The organism is Arthrobacter sp. AZCC_0090 (assembly GCF_014207375.1).
Lineage (GTDB): Bacteria > Actinomycetota > Actinomycetes > Actinomycetales > Micrococcaceae > Arthrobacter.
The window spans coordinates 198329-214146 of sequence record NZ_JACHEE010000007.1; the positions used below are offsets into that span (position 1 = coordinate 198329).

Annotated in this window: 17 protein-coding genes; 5 read left to right on the forward strand and 12 right to left on the reverse strand. The window is 63.5% G+C overall.

Going from position 1 to position 15818, the window contains the following annotated elements; translation table 11 throughout:
• Positions 1–15 precede the first annotated feature (15 nt).
• From HNP00_RS13205 to HNP00_RS13215, 3 genes are read right to left on the reverse strand one after another with little or no spacing between them, the layout of a single operon-like run.
• Entirely contained in the window at positions 16–1011 is a 996-nt protein-coding gene (locus HNP00_RS13205) for an amidohydrolase family protein (RefSeq protein WP_184739779.1), read from the reverse strand.
• Positions 1008–1715: a 4-carboxy-4-hydroxy-2-oxoadipate aldolase/oxaloacetate decarboxylase gene (locus tag HNP00_RS13210; RefSeq protein ID WP_184739781.1), complete on the reverse strand. Its 708-nt coding sequence runs from the start codon at positions 1713–1715 to the stop codon at positions 1008–1010. The genes HNP00_RS13205 and HNP00_RS13210 overlap by 4 nt, the downstream gene beginning before the upstream one ends.
• Entirely contained in the window at positions 1715–2863 is a 1149-nt protein-coding gene (locus tag HNP00_RS13215) for a zinc-binding dehydrogenase (RefSeq protein ID WP_184739783.1), read from the reverse strand. The genes HNP00_RS13210 and HNP00_RS13215 overlap by 1 nt, the downstream gene beginning before the upstream one ends.
• A gap of 99 nt (positions 2864–2962) precedes the next feature.
• On the opposite strand from HNP00_RS13215, the gene HNP00_RS13220 reads away from it, so the two are divergent.
• The gene (locus HNP00_RS13220) at positions 2963–3910 is read left to right on the forward strand and encodes an ABC transporter substrate-binding protein (protein ID WP_184739785.1); all 948 of its coding nucleotides are present in this window, start codon (positions 2963–2965) and stop codon (positions 3908–3910) included.
• Positions 3911–3925: 15 nt separating this feature from the next.
• Here HNP00_RS13220 and HNP00_RS13225 read toward each other — a convergent pair whose 3' ends face one another.
• The 7 genes from HNP00_RS13225 to HNP00_RS13255 form a co-directional block, all read right to left on the reverse strand.
• Positions 3926–4597 carry a 2,3-diphosphoglycerate-dependent phosphoglycerate mutase gene (locus tag HNP00_RS13225; RefSeq protein ID WP_184739787.1) on the reverse strand — a complete coding sequence of 224 codons (672 nt, stop codon included), beginning with the start codon at positions 4595–4597 and terminating at the stop codon, positions 3926–3928.
• Positions 4597–5445 carry an alpha/beta fold hydrolase gene (locus HNP00_RS13230; protein WP_184739789.1) on the reverse strand — a complete coding sequence of 283 codons (849 nt, stop codon included), beginning with the start codon at positions 5443–5445 and terminating at the stop codon, positions 4597–4599. The genes HNP00_RS13225 and HNP00_RS13230 overlap by 1 nt, the downstream gene beginning before the upstream one ends.
• Before the next feature lie 12 nt (positions 5446–5457).
• The gene (locus HNP00_RS13235) at positions 5458–6264 is read right to left on the reverse strand and encodes a 3-methyl-2-oxobutanoate hydroxymethyltransferase (protein ID WP_221451475.1); all 807 of its coding nucleotides are present in this window, start codon (positions 6262–6264) and stop codon (positions 5458–5460) included.
• Positions 6261–6782: a 3-methyl-2-oxobutanoate hydroxymethyltransferase gene (locus HNP00_RS13240; protein WP_184739791.1), complete on the reverse strand. Its 522-nt coding sequence runs from the start codon at positions 6780–6782 to the stop codon at positions 6261–6263. Before HNP00_RS13240 ends, HNP00_RS13235 begins: the two co-directional genes overlap by 4 nt.
• A 3-nt stretch (positions 6783–6785) precedes the next feature.
• Positions 6786–8066, reverse strand: a complete 1281-nt coding sequence (locus tag HNP00_RS13245; protein WP_184739793.1) for a Rieske 2Fe-2S domain-containing protein — start codon at positions 8064–8066, stop codon at positions 6786–6788.
• An 82-nt stretch (positions 8067–8148) separates the two neighbouring features.
• Positions 8149–8472 carry a 2Fe-2S iron-sulfur cluster-binding protein gene (locus tag HNP00_RS13250; protein ID WP_184739795.1) on the reverse strand — a complete coding sequence of 108 codons (324 nt, stop codon included), beginning with the start codon at positions 8470–8472 and terminating at the stop codon, positions 8149–8151.
• 52 nt (positions 8473–8524) lie between these two features.
• Complete coding sequence (locus tag HNP00_RS13255; RefSeq protein WP_311770576.1) at positions 8525–9718, reverse strand: HoxN/HupN/NixA family nickel/cobalt transporter; 1194 nt, start codon at positions 9716–9718, stop codon at positions 8525–8527.
• Positions 9719–9952: 234 nt separating this feature from the next.
• On the opposite strand from HNP00_RS13255, the gene HNP00_RS13260 reads away from it, so the two are divergent.
• Positions 9953–10657 (forward strand): FadR/GntR family transcriptional regulator, encoded by a 705-nt coding sequence (locus tag HNP00_RS13260; RefSeq protein WP_311770577.1) that lies wholly within the window; start codon positions 9953–9955, stop codon positions 10655–10657.
• Positions 10658–11037: 380 nt separating this feature from the next.
• Positions 11038–11757, forward strand: coding sequence for a FadR/GntR family transcriptional regulator (locus tag HNP00_RS13265; protein ID WP_221451476.1), 720 nt, complete (start codon positions 11038–11040; stop codon positions 11755–11757).
• A 337-nt stretch (positions 11758–12094) separates the two neighbouring features.
• On the opposite strand, the gene HNP00_RS13270 is transcribed toward HNP00_RS13265, so the two are convergent.
• Both HNP00_RS13270 and HNP00_RS13275 read right to left on the reverse strand, forming a co-directional pair.
• Positions 12095–13096, reverse strand: coding sequence for an LLM class flavin-dependent oxidoreductase (locus HNP00_RS13270; protein ID WP_184739799.1), 1002 nt, complete (start codon positions 13094–13096; stop codon positions 12095–12097).
• Positions 13097–13208: 112 nt separating this feature from the next.
• Positions 13209–13637: a nuclear transport factor 2 family protein gene (locus HNP00_RS13275; protein ID WP_221451478.1), complete on the reverse strand. Its 429-nt coding sequence runs from the start codon at positions 13635–13637 to the stop codon at positions 13209–13211.
• A 187-nt stretch (positions 13638–13824) separates the two neighbouring features.
• Here HNP00_RS13275 and HNP00_RS13280 point away from each other — a divergent pair, with 187 nt between their 5' ends.
• A complete protein-coding gene (locus HNP00_RS13280; protein ID WP_184739801.1) occupies positions 13825–14805 on the forward strand; it encodes an ABC transporter substrate-binding protein in 981 nt (326 codons plus the stop codon).
• Positions 14806–14864: 59 nt separating this feature from the next.
• Positions 14865–15815 carry a D-2-hydroxyacid dehydrogenase family protein gene (locus HNP00_RS13285; protein ID WP_184739803.1) on the forward strand — a complete coding sequence of 317 codons (951 nt, stop codon included), beginning with the start codon at positions 14865–14867 and terminating at the stop codon, positions 15813–15815.
• The last annotated feature ends 3 nt before the right edge of the window (positions 15816–15818 follow it).

The following is a 15818-nucleotide window of genomic DNA, read 5'->3' on the forward strand; positions in this document are numbered from 1 at the left end:
ACCCGGATGCTCGGCTCAGGAAGCCGCGGGAACGCGCTCGGCCAGTCCCGGATAGACCTCAAGGGCGTTCTCCAGGAGGATCCGGCGTTCATTCTCCCCAGACAGACCGGCACGTCTAACGTAGACCAGGGTGTTGTCCCACTCCACACCGGTCTCCGGGTCCGCGCCGCGCACGGCACCGAGCATCTCGGAAGCGAAGAGGATGTTGCGGGACGGGACAACGCGGGTCAGCAGGTCAATGCCCGGCTGGTGGTACACCGCCGTGTCAAAGAAGACGTTCTTCAGCAGCTCGGAGGGGTCCTGCCAACCGTTACGCATGGACAGGCCACGGTAGCGGCCCCAGTGGTACGGGATCGCGCCGCCGCCGTGCGGGATCACGAATCGCAGCCCCGGGAAGCGCTGGAAGAGGTCCGACTGCAGCAGCTGCATGAACACGCTGGTGTCCGCGTTCAAATAGTGCGCACCCAGGGTATGGAAGTTCGGATTGCACGCCGTGGACACGTGGACCATGACGGGGATGTCGAGTTCCTGGATGACCTCGTAGAGGTCAAACCAGGACTCGTCCGTCAGTGGCTTTCCCGCCCAGGAACCTGAGGGATCCGGGTTGAGGTTCGCGCCCACGAACCCAAGCTCGGTGACCGTGCGCCTCAGCTCGGCAATGACGCCAGCGTGGTTGCCCTCCGGTGTCTGTGGCAGCTGGGCCACCGGCGCGAAGTGCTCCGGGTACAGCTGGCTCACACGATGCACCAGGTCATTCGAGGCCCGAGCCCAAGCATCCGCGATGCTGGCGTCCGGAACGTGATGCTCCATGCCCGAAGCCCGGGGGGAGAAGACCATGAGGTCCCCGCCACGCTCCCTCAGCACGCGCAGCTGGTTTGGCTCCACGCTTTCGCGAAGCTCGGCGTCGCTGATCGCCGCGAGCGTGGCGTTCTCGCCGGCGAGCTGGGCCTTACGGAAGGCGAACAGCTGCGCAGGCTCCGTGGTGTAGTGGCCGTGGATGTCGATGATCATTTCTGGGCCTCCTGAATCCAGTCCTCGTAAGGGACGTAACGGATGCCGGCCTTTTCAATCAGCGCACGCATGTTGTTGACGTCCAGGGCAATCTCGCCGGCCTGGTACCGCACACGCGCCTTCGCTTCCTTCTCCTCGCGCGCCTTCGAGGCGGCGAGCACCTCGGCTGCTTTAAGGCGGGGCACGACGACGACGCCGTCGTCGTCGGCGATCACCACGTCACCAGGATTAACGATCCTGCCGGCGATCGAGATAGGGACGTTGACGTCGCCAAGGGTTCCCTTGCCGGTGCCCTCGGCCGAAACGGCCTTGGACCATACCGGGAAGCCCATCCCCTGAAGATCGGCCACATCCCGCACCCCCGCTTCGATGACGAGTCCGCGCACGCCGCGTGCTTTGAGCGAGGTGGCAAGGAGGTCGCCGAAGTAGCCCATATCGCATGGCGCGGTTGGCGCAACAACCAGCACATCACCATTGGCGCACTGCTCCACCGCAACGCCGATGGTGGTGTTGTCGCCCGGGGCGACCGTGACGGTGACAGCGTTGCCGGCGATCCGGGCTCCCATCTGCACCGGGTTGATGTGCGAGCCGAGCAGGCCCTCGCGGCCTTGGGCCTCATGAACGGTGGCGACGCCGTAGCGAGCGAAGGCGTCCACAATGTCCCGTTCGGCGCGCGGCGGGTTAGTCACGACGAGGCCGGCCATCAGCGCACCGCTCCGCCGGACTGACCGATCATTGCGGGCATCATCGAGACGTGGATGGCATCCTCGTCGGTTTCGCCGGCGAGCACGCGGATAGCGTGGTCCACCTGGTCGATGCCGTAGCGGTGGGTGGCAAGCTTCTCCAACGGGTAGCGGCGCGAGGCAAGCTGAGCCACCGCAAGTTCGCAAGCGTTGAAGGAGTGGCCGCGGGCCGATTTGATGGTGATGGCCTTCTCGGTAACCTGCTTGACCGGGAAATCCGGGAACGCCGCCAGCTCGCCCTGGATGAGCAGGGTGCCCTCTCGGCGCTTGAGGACGTCGACGCCGAGCAGCACCGGAGCGGTACCGGCACGGGAGGTGCAGTCGAGCACGAAGTCCAGGCCCCTGCCGTTGGTCAGATCCATGATCTTCTCGCGCGGGTCCTCGGTGAGAACGTCGATCACCTCGTCGGCGCCTAGTTCCTTAGCCAGCTCGAAACGGGCTTTGTCACGCGTAGTGCCTGAGACGATCACCTGGGAAGCGCCGGCGGTCTTGGCGGCAACAAGCTGTGCAAGGCCCTGCTGGCCAGGGCCCTGGATCAGAACAGTGTCGTTGTAGCCGACGCCGGCGGTCAGGAGCGCCCATTCGATGCCGTTGGATAGCGGCATGACCAGGCCGGCCTCTTCCGCGGTGATGGTGTCCGGGATCTTGTGGAGCACGGCGTTCCACGGCAGATACATGTATTCCGAGAATCCGCCCCAGAGAGTTCCAGGGAAGTCAGCGGAGGTGTATCCGAAACGGCGCGCGTCCGGGTTGGTGCGCCAGTCGGTGGCCTGACAGTGGCGGTATTCGCCAATGCGGCACCACTCGCAGCTGAAGCAGGCAACATAATGCTCCACGAAGACGCGGTCACCTTCTTTGAGTCCTTGGCGCTTCTTGAACTTTTCGCCGGCCTCCACGATGACGCCAACGTTTTCATGGCCCATGATCACCGGGCCCCGCGTGGCCAGGGTGGTGGGCGGTTTGGAATAAAGCTTCACATCCGTGCCGCAGATTCCTGCGACCTCGATCTTCAACAGGGCCGACTCATCGTCGATATTCGGCCGGTCAAATTCGCGCATTTCGGTGGTTCCCGGAGCAACCCGGACCGCCGCAAGCACCTTCTCAGACATTTACTGGCTCCCTCGAGCACGGCCTAAAGGCCTTGGCAAAATGGTTAGTCCAATCTACCATGGAAGTGTCGACCATCACTAGACCTCACCGGAGGCAACATGCCCGTCCAGCTTTCCGCTCTTAGCCGATCCCAAGGGAATAACAGCCGTGTCAAAGACGGTACCGTTGCCCCTGCCGGCTATTCGCTCGACTTCGAGGAGGTGCCCGTCCTCGTCAAGGGATTCCGTCGCATGGTCCGCGAGCTCGCCTTCGACGTCAGCGAAATGGCGCTCACCACCTACCTCACCGCCAGGGAACACGGCGTAAAATTCACCGCCCTGCCGATCTTCCTGGTCCGCGGTTTCCACCACAACGCGATCGTGGTCCGCCGCGATTCCGGCATCACCGATCCCGGGCAGCTCGTGGGCAAGCGCATCGGCGTGAACCGAGGCTACACCGTGACCACCGGTGTCTGGGCCCGCTCAATAATGGCAAATCAGTACGGCCTTGACCTCGACTCCGTCACTTGGGTCCTCTCCGGCGACGAGCACGTCGAAGCGTATGCGCCGCCGTCGAACATCATTTCCGCCCGGTCTGGCAAAACCCTCGAACAGATGGTGCTTGAGGGCGAGCTCGAGGCCGCGATCGGGGTCAAGAGCGACTCCCCCGCCCTTGTCCCGCTCATCCCCAACGCGAACGACGTCGCCCTCACCGCCTTGCGTGAAACGGGCCTGTACCCGATCAACCACCTCGTGGTCATCAAAGACGAGGTCCTTGAGGCCCACCCCGACTCAGCGGTGGCTGTCTTCGAGGCCTTCGCCGAGTCCAAGCGCCGGTACGTGGCCGACCTCAAGGCTGGCGCGATCGCCGAGCCCGACTCAGCGGACCGCCTGCACCTGAAGGTGCTCGAGGCCACGGGCTGGGACGATCCGCTCCCCTACGGCATCGAACCGAACCGTGCCGTGCTCGAGGACCTCATCGAACAGACAAGCAAGCAGCACATCTTGGCCAAGACCGTGAAGCTGGACGAGCTCTTCGCGGAGTCCGTTCGCGGGCTCGTCGGATAGAGACGCGTATCGCCGTCAGGGAACAGGAATCTGCGTCTGAAGGGCAGCGGCCTGAATAATCAGAGGGATGGCGGTTCCGAGCTCGCTGGGAGCGGTCTCCCCTAGAGGCTTACCCGTACACAGGTGCATCAGTGCCCGCAGGGCGTTGCCATGCGAAACCACCACCATGCTTCGGCCCGCAGCAAGCTCCGGAGCCAGGACATCGAGCCAGTACGGCGTCATACGTTCTGCCACGTCTGCGAGGCTCTCCGCGGCAATGCCCGCCGCTTCGGGAATCCCCAGGTACCGCGGATCGGCGCGTTGGGCGGCTAGTACGGCGTCACCTGCCCATGGCGGACGGCCGTCGACGCCGCGGCGCCACCACTGGACGTTCTCTGCACCAAAGCGCGCCCTTGCTTGGTTCTTGACCAGGCCTTGAAGCGCACCATAGTGCCGCTCGTTCAGCCGCCAGTGCGCCCTCGGGGACAGTTCCCAGCCGGCTTCCTCGATCAGCAGGCGGGCCGTTTCCACGGCCCGCCCTAGGACTGAGGTGTGCACTGCGTCGGGACACAGCGCCGCAAGGCTCTGCGCGGCGTCGCGCGCCTCGGTGCGGCCCCGCTCAGTAAGGGGGACGTCGAGCCAACCCGCGAACATATCGCAGGCATTCGCGACGCTTTCACCGTGGCGCAGCAGCACCAGTGGACCCACTAGTGCTGCTCGAGGAACGCCCGAATCCGGGCAGGTGACGTTTCCGGAGTCTGTTCGACGACGGGAACATCCCAGAATTCATGAACCGGGAGGCATTCTTCGAGGTAGCGCGCGGCAGACGGCGCATGGGAGCTGTCCTGGCCCGGCACGATCAGCCCGGGCACCTGGAGGGTCATGAGATCCTCGACCTCGACACCCGGCACTGTGTCCCGGTCGAAGAGACCGCGCACGGTTCCGTCCACGATGAGCTCGTACTTCTTCGCGTCCATGGCTGCGTAAGCCGCGGCGAACCCCGCGTTGCTGCGCAGCGGTGCCGCCCACGGCCCGACGCGCGGATCCTTACTGAATCCGGCGGTGCTAGAACGGGCGAGCTCGACGACGGCCTGCATCCCGTGCTCCATCGCGAAGGCGAGGTGCTGGGTGAAGCGGCGGTGCTGTCCCATCCGGTACTGCGGCCCTCCGGCGGGCGAGAACAGCACCATGCTGCGCACGCGTTCCGGATGCTGGACGGCGAGCGCTGCCGCCGTCGAGCATCCAACGCAGCCGCCCATGGTGTGGACGGCATCGTAGCCGAGGTGATCGATGAGCCCCAACGCCTGGGTCACATATCGGTCCCAGGTGAGGCGCTCCACCCGGCCACCAGACTGTCCGGACTCACGACGGTCAAAGACCACGCAGGTGTAGCTGTCCTTGAGCGCGTCGACGAAGCCGAGGTTGCGGTAGCGGCCGAAAGTGGTCCAATTCTCCAGGGTGGAGTCGAATCCGCCCGGGCTGAACATCAGCAGCGGCGGGCCGTCACCCACCGTTTCGTAGCGGGTGGGGATTCCATCAATTTCGACGATCGGCATGACTAACTCCTGTTATCCCTGGCCGCGGAGGTGCTGCGCCCCGCGGATATCGGCGATGCACTCGGTGAGGGCGTCATAGGCGACGCGCCCCACATTGGCGTAGGTGGTGGGTTCCTGGTCTATCCACTTGGCGTTGTAGCCGATGGCGGCGGTGGACATCCGGATCCGGCCGTCAAGCCATGGACCGCCGCCGAATCCGCCGAGCACCGGGATGGACACTGCGGCTACCACGGCCGGCCCCACCACGGGACCCGAGTTCGTGAAGTTGAGCGCGACGGCGCCAGCGGACTCGAGCCGCTTGGCCTCGGCAATGAACTGCCCCACCATCTCGTCCGGGACCAGGACACCTTCGGCCTGTGAATATGCGACGCCGTATTTGAGCGCCGTTTGCGGTGTGACACCGAACTGCGCAAAGACGGGCACGCCTGCACGGGTGACGGCCTCGACCGCCTCGGGGAAGCCGGCGGCGCCGTCGAGCTTGACGAGGTCGACGCCGGCCTCTTTCGCGAGGCGGATAGCTGCTCTGACAGCCTCTTTGGCACCCTCCTGAAGTGGGCCGAAGGGGAAGTCGCAGCTCAGGAGCGCGTTGTCGACGCCACGGCGCACAGCCTTGGCGGCCACGAGGATCTCCTCCATGGTGATCTCCAGCGGATGAGACTGGCCCCACAGGTTGACGCCCACGGAGTCTCCCACGGAGATGATGTCCGCGCCAGCGCGGTCTGCAATGCGTGCCATCTGATAGTCCCATGCGACGATGCAGGCACTCTTCTGGCCAGCCGCCTTCATGGCTTGGAGTTGGGGAATGGTCATGGTGTTCATGCGCGGGTGGCCCTCAACAGTTCAATCAGATCGTCCTCTTCCGCCGGGACCAGCAATATCCGGGCGTGGGGACGGAGGTGGAAGAGGGCGTCACTGGTGAGCGCACCCGGGGCGACGACCAGTCCTGCCGTCATGATCCCTCGTTCACGGGCGAGGTCACCGATGGCGGCGACCGCCGTCGCGTTCTCGCCGGAAGTGGCCACCATGACCACCGTGTTGGTGTCGGTCATGACCTTATCGAGGGGCACGTCCGAGGCGCCTACCTCAGCCAGCACCTCGCCAGGGTCAGTTATGGAGAAGAAACGAGCCTGACCCCAGTCAAGCAACGCCGCGGAGCGGACGATCCGCTCCGCTTCGTCGTCGAGGGCGACGACGCGGGTGTTCCGCGCGGCCGACAAAGGGTAGTCGATCCGGTAGGCCGCTTCCTTGGCGGTCGCAGCCTCAGCGCAGGAGCTCAGGCCAGCCGGCACCGAGCGCGGACCACTCGCGTGGTCGTGATCGTGATCGTGGTGAGACATGGCTCAGACCGAGGTGTGCGGCTTGGCGGGTTCGGCGACCATGGCTTCGCCGATGCCCTCGACGAAAGACTGATCGGCCGGGAGCACGATCGCGACCGAGCGAACCTTCTGGTCCTTGGCCCGGTTGCCGGTAGGCTCGACGCCGTCCTGCAGCGCCTTGACGGCCTTGTAGAGCTTCTGGCGGGCCTTGATGATGCCCGCGTCGGTGGCGACGAGGCGTTCCTTGGTCCGGTCGACGAGCGGGCCCATCGACTCTTGCAGCGAAGAATCCTGAAGCGCAATGCCCTCGATGCCCGAGTAGTTTTCGCCGTGCTTCTGGGACTCACGGTCCATTAGATAGTCGTTGTCCTTGTTCGCCAGCGGACGGTACGACGCGTCGTTCGCGCTGTGGACACCCTTGCCGGCCCGCATCGCAGCGACCTCGGCTTCGGTGAGCTGGCGGGTGGGGTGGTAGTCGAAGCTGTATGCCCAGCAGTTCTCGTCGTCGATCGGCACCCAGAAGTGACCGTGGACGGGGTGGTCACCACGCGGCGGAACCATGGTGAAGTTCGGCAGCACCCACGGCGTCACGCGCCAGTAGTACATACCTTCTTCAGCATTGCGGCGGGCGCCGATCAGCAAACCGCCTTCGTAGTCGACCACCTCGAAGAAGGGCTTGAGGTCGCCCTTGTTGTACTCGTTGCCCTTGGAGCCCTTGAAGAGCGGGTCGCTCTCCAGGTTGCCGCCGTGCAGGAAGGTGACGTGGCTCGAGTCGATGCCGCCCTCGAGAGCCTGGAGCCAGTTGCACTCCTGCAGGCGCTTGGAGGTGAAGACCTGGCCGTCCGGGACGGTGTAGGCCTCCCACTCGGGCAGCGGCGGCTGAGCGGCAGGGTCACCAAGATAAGCGAAGAGCACGTCGCCGCGCTTGGCCATCGGGTAGCCCTTCAGTTTGACGTTGGCGCAGAAGTTGCTCGACGCCAGCTCGCTCGGGACCTCGACGGCCTGGCCGGTGACGTCGTACTTCCAGCCGTGGTAGGGGCAGCGCAAGCCGCCTTCTTCGTTCCGACCGAACCACAGTGAAACACCGCGGTGCGCACAGAACTCGTCCATCAAGCCGTAGCGGCCTTCGGAGTCGCGGAAAGCGATGAGACGCTCGGAGAGCACCTTCACGCGTACCGGCGGGCAGTCATTCTCGGGGAGCTCCTCGGCGAGCAGCACCGGCTGCCAGTATCGGCGGAAAAGGTCACCCATGGGAGTACCCGGACCCGCCTGGGCCAACAATTCATTGATGTCCGTACGCAACATTGCGAAGGATCCTTTCGTCCTGACTGGAGTTGAGGTACTTACTGTTCTCCGGGCTCTAGATGGCGCGCCCGGATAGGGAGCCTTAGGGCTGAGTGGGCGGCAGGTCGACAACCAGACCGTTGAGCTCGTCTTCGAGCACAATTTGGCATCCGAGGCGGCTGCAGTCGCGCGGCTCAGAGACGCCCATGTCGATCAGGTCCGCTTCGATGTCTCCCGGGGTGCCGACGGCTTCCCGGAATTCTTCGCGTACCCATACATGGCAAGTGGCGCAGGAGTTGTTCCCTCCGCACTCGCCGATGATGCCGGACACTCCATTGCGGAGAGCAGCGGACATGACCGAATCGCCGGCCTCGGCGTCAACGACAGTGGTTTCGCCGACGGCACTGACATACGAAATCTGAACCATTTGAACCTCCCTGTAATGGTCTAACCATTATGCCCTTTAAGAAATCGAGGTGTCAACGGTTAGGGGGGAGCTGAGTTGCCGAGGCGTCACTCTTGGGCGAAGAGGAGGTTTGAATGGTGGACCATCGCCGTTCAATCCCGGCGAATTTCCACACGGCAAGGGCCGTGAGCCAGACCGCCAAGAAGAGCCCGACAATCGCAAAGCCTGCGTAGTCCAGGTTGATGCTCGCGATGACCGCAATGGGGCCGCTTTCGATCCTCAGCTGTTCCGCGATAACGCCGAGCAGCTCAATCCCGCCTATCACCACGGCGACGAGGACGGAGATCAACGTCACCGTGAGGTTGTAGTAGACCTTGCGCACCGGCTTGGCGAAGGCCCAGCCATAGGCCGTATTCATAAATATGCCGTCCACCGTGTCCGCCAGGCACATGCCGGCCGCGAAAAGCACAGGGAGCACCATGATGGCGTACCACGGAATGTGCACCGCAGCCGCTCCGCCAGCGAGAACCAGCAGCCCCACTTCGGTGGCGGTGTCGAAGCCAAGCCCAAACAGCACTCCAACAGGGTAGATATGCCACGGCTTGAGGACCCCGCGGGTGAGGCGTCCCAGGAAGCGATTAAAGAAGCCGCGCGAATCAAGGTGCCTCTCTAGTTCGGCTTCGTCGAAGGTGCCCCGCCGCATATCGCGGAATACCCTGCCAATCCCCGCAAGAGAAGTCATATTGAGGAAGCCAAGCGTCAGAAGGAATATCGCCGAAACGAGCGGGCCGATGACGCCGGTCCACTGACGGAACGCCGAAGAATCGTCGCCCACCTGGACAATCAAAGCCTGGACCCCGAGCGAAATGAGAATGGAAAGCGCAAAGACGATCGTCGAGTGGCCCAGCGAGAACCAGAATCCGAGCGAGAGGGGCTGCGGCGACAGAACGCCGCCCACAGTCTCGGCCCGAGCGCGGTCGTCAATGAGCTTTCGGGTGGCATTGTCGACGGCGGCGATATGATCGGCATCGAAGGCATGACGCAGGCCAAAGGTGTAGGCCAGCGATCCTACGCCTACCGTAAAGATCGGATAGTCACCAGCGAGGTTAAATCGTTCCGGCGCAACAAACCCGAAGAGCACGCCAAATCCCACCACATGAAGCAAGGCAATGAAGAAACCCATGCCCTTCAGGCTTCGCCAATCCCGCACGCTGAGGCTGTCCGCGAACTCTGTGAGCCGCTCTCGAACAGTTAGCTGAAAACTCACGGCATCCTCCGTTTCAGGCAATGGTCGGAATCCCCTAGGTCGATAGCACATGGGGGCCTCATAACTGGGTACGCGTCGGCCCGAAGGTCTTATGGTATAACAATTAGCAGACTTAGGCGTTGCCGTCATTTTCTTATCTGCTGAAACAGTCGGGAGCGACCCGTGGTTGGCAAGAGTTCTTACACACCTGAAGCGGACATGTTTGGGCCCGTCAGTGTCTCCCGAATCTCGGAGGTGATTGTTGATCAGCTGAAGCTCCTCATTCGCAGTGGTCAATTGTCTGTAGGCGACCGGCTGCCCAGCGAGCGGGACTTGTGTCAGCGGTACGGTGTGAGCCGGGTGACGGTGCGCGAAGCGCTGCGAGTTCTTGAAGCCAACGGGCTTGTGGTGATCAAAGTTGGGGTGTACGGCGGAACTTTTGTAACTTCTCCGTCCACGGAGAGGCTGGGAGAGCGGCTCGCCGATCTTCTCTATCTCGCGACGGCTACTGCCGGTGATGTCACTGAAGCCCGCAAGATCATTGAGCTAGGAATTCTCCACTTGGCGGTGCAACGTGCCACCGACGAAGACATCGCAGAATTGCAGGTGATGCTTGACCACGCAGAGAAGGCTTTGGTGGATGGGACGTATTCCATGGAGTTGTCCTCGGCGTTCCATGTTCGAATCGCGGGGTGCACCCATAACCCGTCGATTGAGATGCTCGTGCATAGTTTTCAGGGCCCCATGTTGATGTCACTGGTTCAGGCTCGTCATGTTGCCCCCTATATGGGGCCTCGAGGAGTAAAAGAGCACCGGGCCCTGGTGGATGCGATTGCGGCACGCTATGTTGATGCTGCTGAGGCCGTGATGAGTAAGCATCTGGGTCGAACTGCTGAGCGTACGTCGGCCCTGCCGAGCGGAGAAACAGTAGAAGAAGCACAGCTGGAGCTACCGCAGTGACGTAGGCCGAACATCGCTTCTGGAGCAGCCTTGTTCCGCTGGGTCTCTAAGGTACAGCTCCGCGGACGCGCCAGCTTCTGGAAATCGGTTTAACTTCTAACGCGTTGCTGTCGAAGCGATCCACGGATCTTCGGTTCCCTGCGCAGGGGAGGGGAAGAGTAGTCCTATGGCTGTTTCGAGTTGGGTGATTTGTGTCGATCCGCTGCTGTGTACGCCCCTTTTGCACCTATGGTGTGTTTGCCGCGGCAAGAGTCTGTTTGTTATTCCATTGCGGTATCATGCCATTAGGCTTCTTTGCCTCGCAATTAGGCGGGGAGGCTGACACCTTAGTTCCGATCGCATCGCCACGCCGTCTGATTGACGGCCGACCAGGGGGCACAATGGCCACCAACACCCCGGAAATGTTCCTTCCCGTCAACGTTGATCGGGCTTCCCAGGTCATCGTCGACCAGATCAAATCGCTCATTCGCGAGGGTAAGTTGAAGCCGGGCGATCGGCTGCCAAGCGAACGCGAGTTGTGCCAACGGTTCAACGTCAGCCGAGTGACTGTCCGCGAGGCGTTCCGGGTGCTCGAGACCAACGGACTGCTCACCATCCGCGTCGGCTCCCGCGGTGGCGCCTTCCTCACCAGCCCTTCGGCCGAGCGACTCGGCGAGGGTCTGGCCGACCTCATTTCACTCGCGCCTCTCACGGCACACAACGTTACCGAAGCGCGCATCATCATCGAGCTTGGCACCCTGCCCCTGGCCGTCGAACGGGCCACGGAGGAGGACATCGCCGCGCTTTTCGCGATGGTCGAGGAGGCCGAGCAGGCTGTTGAGGCGGGTAAGTACAACGTGGAACTCTCCGCCAGGTTCCACACACGGATCGCGCAGTGCACGCACAACCCCGCAATTGAAATGCTGATGCAGAGTTTCAACGGTCCCCTGCGGATGTCGCTCGAGGAGTCGCACATTTCCGCGCCTATGGGCCAGCAGGGTGTCACAGAGCACCGCAAGCTTGCCGAGGCCATCGAAGCCCGCAACGTTGAAGCCGCACGAACAGTCATGACTGAGCACCTCGGCCGGACTGCCGAGCGCGTTCGCACTCAGACCTCCTAGGGCGGGATCGGGCCGGGCCGGATAGTTCCGGCCCGACCCGACTGCTCAACTCCGGCGTTACTGCGTCCCGGCGTGTGCCGCGGTGTGTTCGTCGTACTCGTGGGCGTTCGCTGTTGCCCTGCTGGGTCAGCTCCACGAACATCCAGATGCTCTTGGCCTTCATGACGAGCACCACCGCGTGCTCGTCATACGGGTTGTAGTGGCGGTGGACCGAGTCGGTGTGCATGAACGCCAGATCGCCCTTCTTAGTCGTAGCGCTTATCGTCGTGGATCTCGCGCATGTCGCCGACAGCCACGTTCGGCGTGCGGCTGTTGACCGCAATGATCCGCTCGGGTCTCAGCTCTTCAACAGGGATTCCGAGGCATCCACGGCCTCCGCCACAAGCTCGACGGACCGCAGCCGCTGCTCCGTGCCGGTGCTTTGGTGGGCGACAATCAGTTCGTCGGCATCAGCGTGGCGGGCGAACTCATCGAGATAATCGCGCACCATCTCCGGCGTGCCCACCGCCGAGTACTTCACCATTTGCGCGATGTGCTGGCCCTGCGGCGAGTCGAGGATGAGGTCCGCTTCGGCGTCGGTGAATTCGCGTCCGCCGCCCAGGAAGCGGGAGACGCGGTCCCGCTTGACCTCAAGGAAGAGCCGTTGGGCTTCGGCCGCCGAATCTGCGGCCACGACGTTCACTCCGGCGATCACGTACGGCTCCTGCAGTTGCTCGGACGGCTTGAACTCGCGGCGGTAGACGGCGACGGCGTCCTGCAGCGCGTTGGGCGCGAAGTGCGAGGCGAAGGCGTAGGGCAGGCCGAGCTGCGCCGCCAGATGCGCCCCGAACAGGGAGGAACCGAGGATGTACAAGGGTACGTTGGTGCCCTTGCCGGGCGTCGCTTCGACGCCCTGGATCCGCGTGGGTCCGGTGAGGTAGCCCTGCAGCTCCAATACGTCCTGCGGGAAGGTGTCCGCCGCCATCGGATCGCGACGGAGCGCACGCATGGTGTTCTGGTCGCTCCCGGGCGCCCGTCCAAGGCCGAGGTCGATGCGGCCCGGGTGCAGCGTCTCGAGGGTGCCGAACTGCTCCGCGATGGTGAGCGGCGAGTGGTTGGGCAGCATGACGCCGCCGGCACCGAGCCGGATGGTGCTCGTGTTGGCGGCGATGTGGGCGATCAGCACGCTCGTGGCCGAGGACGCGATCGAGCCCATGTTGTGGTGCTCGGCGTACCAAATCCGGCGGTAGCCAAGCCGCTCGGCCAGTTGCGCCATGGCGACGCTCCCGGCGAAACTCTCCGCCGCCGTCTGGCCTTTGCCAATAATTGCCAGGTCGAGGATGGAGAGGGGAACAGTCACGTTGGTGCCGGCCTTTCGAAGGTGGTTTCGTTCAAGGGGCCGGTTTCCCGGCCACTCTTTCGACAACGACGGCGGCGGCCGGGTTATTTCTCTTGCTTGCGTGGGTTCCGTCTCAGCTCGAGAAGATTCCTTTACCGGTCTCCATATCGATGGGCAGGGAAGAGTGCTCGTGGGAGATCTTCCAGGTGTCGTCCTTCTTCTCAAGGCAAATGGTGAAGCGGTTGGTCATCGCCCGCAGCCGTTCGCCTTCCGCCGAGATTCCGGCGAAGGTCACGGCTGCATGCCCGAAAGCCACGTCCTCCCCCGCGACGGACTGGACATCATTGAATTCGACCTTAACGCGCTCCTCGCCAAGGGAGGAGAACCATTCGCCTGCCATCGACCGCCAAGCCTCGATTCCGGTGTATTGCCATTGTCCCCAGGAATCGTAGATGTGGACGTTGTCGTCGTAGAGCGCCGTGAACGCGTCGACGTCCTTCGCGTGGACCGCGGCGGCGTAGGAGTCCAGTGCCTGTGTAACCGGGGTTTGCTCGTTGCTCACGAAAAATCTCCTCTGGTATGGGCGTTGTGTGGGAAGCCTACACCGAGCTCGAGTGTGACTTCTCGGGACCTCGAATGAAGCCGGATTAACCCCTGTATCCCAGCGTTTCAAATCGTTTTGACCGGTACTGGGCCCTGCCGGATAGTTGCTGCAACGCACACCATCCATCACTTTCGAAAGGGATTCCATGGCTATTTCACGCCTCAAAACAGGCACCGCGTTGGCACTCGCCGTCACCACGACTCTCGGCCTCGCCGCGTGCTCAGACCCGGGCGCCTCGGCCGCGTCAGCGCCGTCGTCGTCCGCTGGCTCTTCCGCTTCTAAGACCTTCAACTTGTCCCCGGAGCAGAACCGTTTCCCGGCGAAGGTTTCGCCCGGAGCTGCCGCGCTGGTGCCTGAATCCGTCAAGGCGGACGGCAAGCTGACCGTCGCAGTGAGCCCCTTCGCGGCGCCGCTGGCTGTCTACGCCACGGACAACAAGACGCCGGTGGGCAACGAGGTGGACATCGCCGTCGCGCTGGCCGAATCGCTGGGACTCAAGCCGGACATTGTTCCGACGGCGTGGTCCGACTGGCCGTTGGGCGTGGAATCGGGCAAGTACGAGGCCGTCATCTCGAACGTGACCGTGACGGAAGAGCGCAAGCTCAAGTTCGATTTCGCCAGCTACCGCGAGGACAAACTGGGCTTCTACGCCAAGAGCGGCAGTTCCATCACGAAGGTGGACTCGGCGCCGGATGTGGCGGGCAAGCGGATCATTGTGGGCTCGGGCACCAACCAGGAAGCCATCCTGTTGCGCTGGGACGCCGAGAACAAGAAGAACGGCTTGAAGCCGGTCGAGCTCCAGTATTACGACGACGACTCTGCGTCCACACTCGCGCTGCAGTCGGGCCGTGCGGACCTGACGTTCGGTCCGAACGCGACCGCGTCCTACAAGTCGCAGACCGATGGCAAGACAAAGAACGTGGGCCTGGTGGACGGCGGGTGGCCGCTCAAAGCGAGCATCGCGGTGACCACCAAGAAGGGCAACGGCTTCGCGGCGGCAGCCCAGGCAGGCCTGAACTCGCTCATCAAGGACGGCACCTACGGCAAGATCCTGGACCGCTGGGGACTCTCGGCGGAAGCCATTCAGAAGTCGGAACTGAACCCGCCGGGCCTTCCGAAGAGTTAGGGTTCGCTTCGGGGGTAGCTTACGAATAGCCGCGACCCCTCACAGCGAAAGGGAATTCCATGGTCCAGCGCCTTGCCATCCTTGATGACTACCAAGCGGTCGCCTACGACTATGCGCCGTGGGCCGAGCTCGCCGACGACGGCGTCGAGGTCTCCGTTTTCACGGAGCCTTTGGCTGACCCGGTGGCCGCCCTCCGCGACTTCGACATCGTCATGGCCATGCGGGAACGGACCGCTTTCGACGCCGAGCTCGTCCGGCAACTGCCGAAGCTGAAGCTCCTGGTCACCACCGGGATGGCCAACGCAGCCATCGACCTGCGCGCGGCCGAGGAGCAGGGCATCACCGTCTGCGGGACGGGCGGCTCACCCGCCGCGGCGCCCGAGCTGACGTGGGCCTTGCTCCTGGCTTTCGCACGCAAGGTGCCGTTCGAGGACCGTCGGCTGCGCGCCGGAAATTGGCAGAGCACGGTGGGTTTCGAGCTGTCCGGAAAGACCCTCGGGGTGCTGGGTCTGGGAAAGATCGGGAGCAAGATCGCCGGCTACGCCAAGGCCTTCGGCATGGAGGTGATTGCTTGGAGTCCGAACCTCACGGATGCTACTGCCGCCGCCGTAGGCGCCCGGAAAGTGAGCAAGGACGCGCTCTTCCGGGAGGCCGACGTCGTCAGCGTCCACGTGCGGTTATCGGAACGGTCCCGGGGACTCGTCGGGGAGGACGAATTGCGGCTCCTCGGCCCTGAAGGCGTCCTGGTGAACACAGCACGTGGGCCAATCGTGGACGAAGTGGCGCTCCTCCGCGGTCTCAACGAGGGGTGGCTCGGCGGCGCGGCCCTGGACGTGTACGACGTCGAGCCCCTCCCGACGGACCACCCCCTGCTCACGGCGCCGCGAACCGTGCTGACCCCGCACTTGGGTTACGTCACGTCGCAAAGCTACGACCGCTTCTACGGCGAGGCGTTCGAGGACATCCGCGGGTGGGTGCGGGGGGCTCCGTTGCGGGTGCTCAGTTCTTGACGC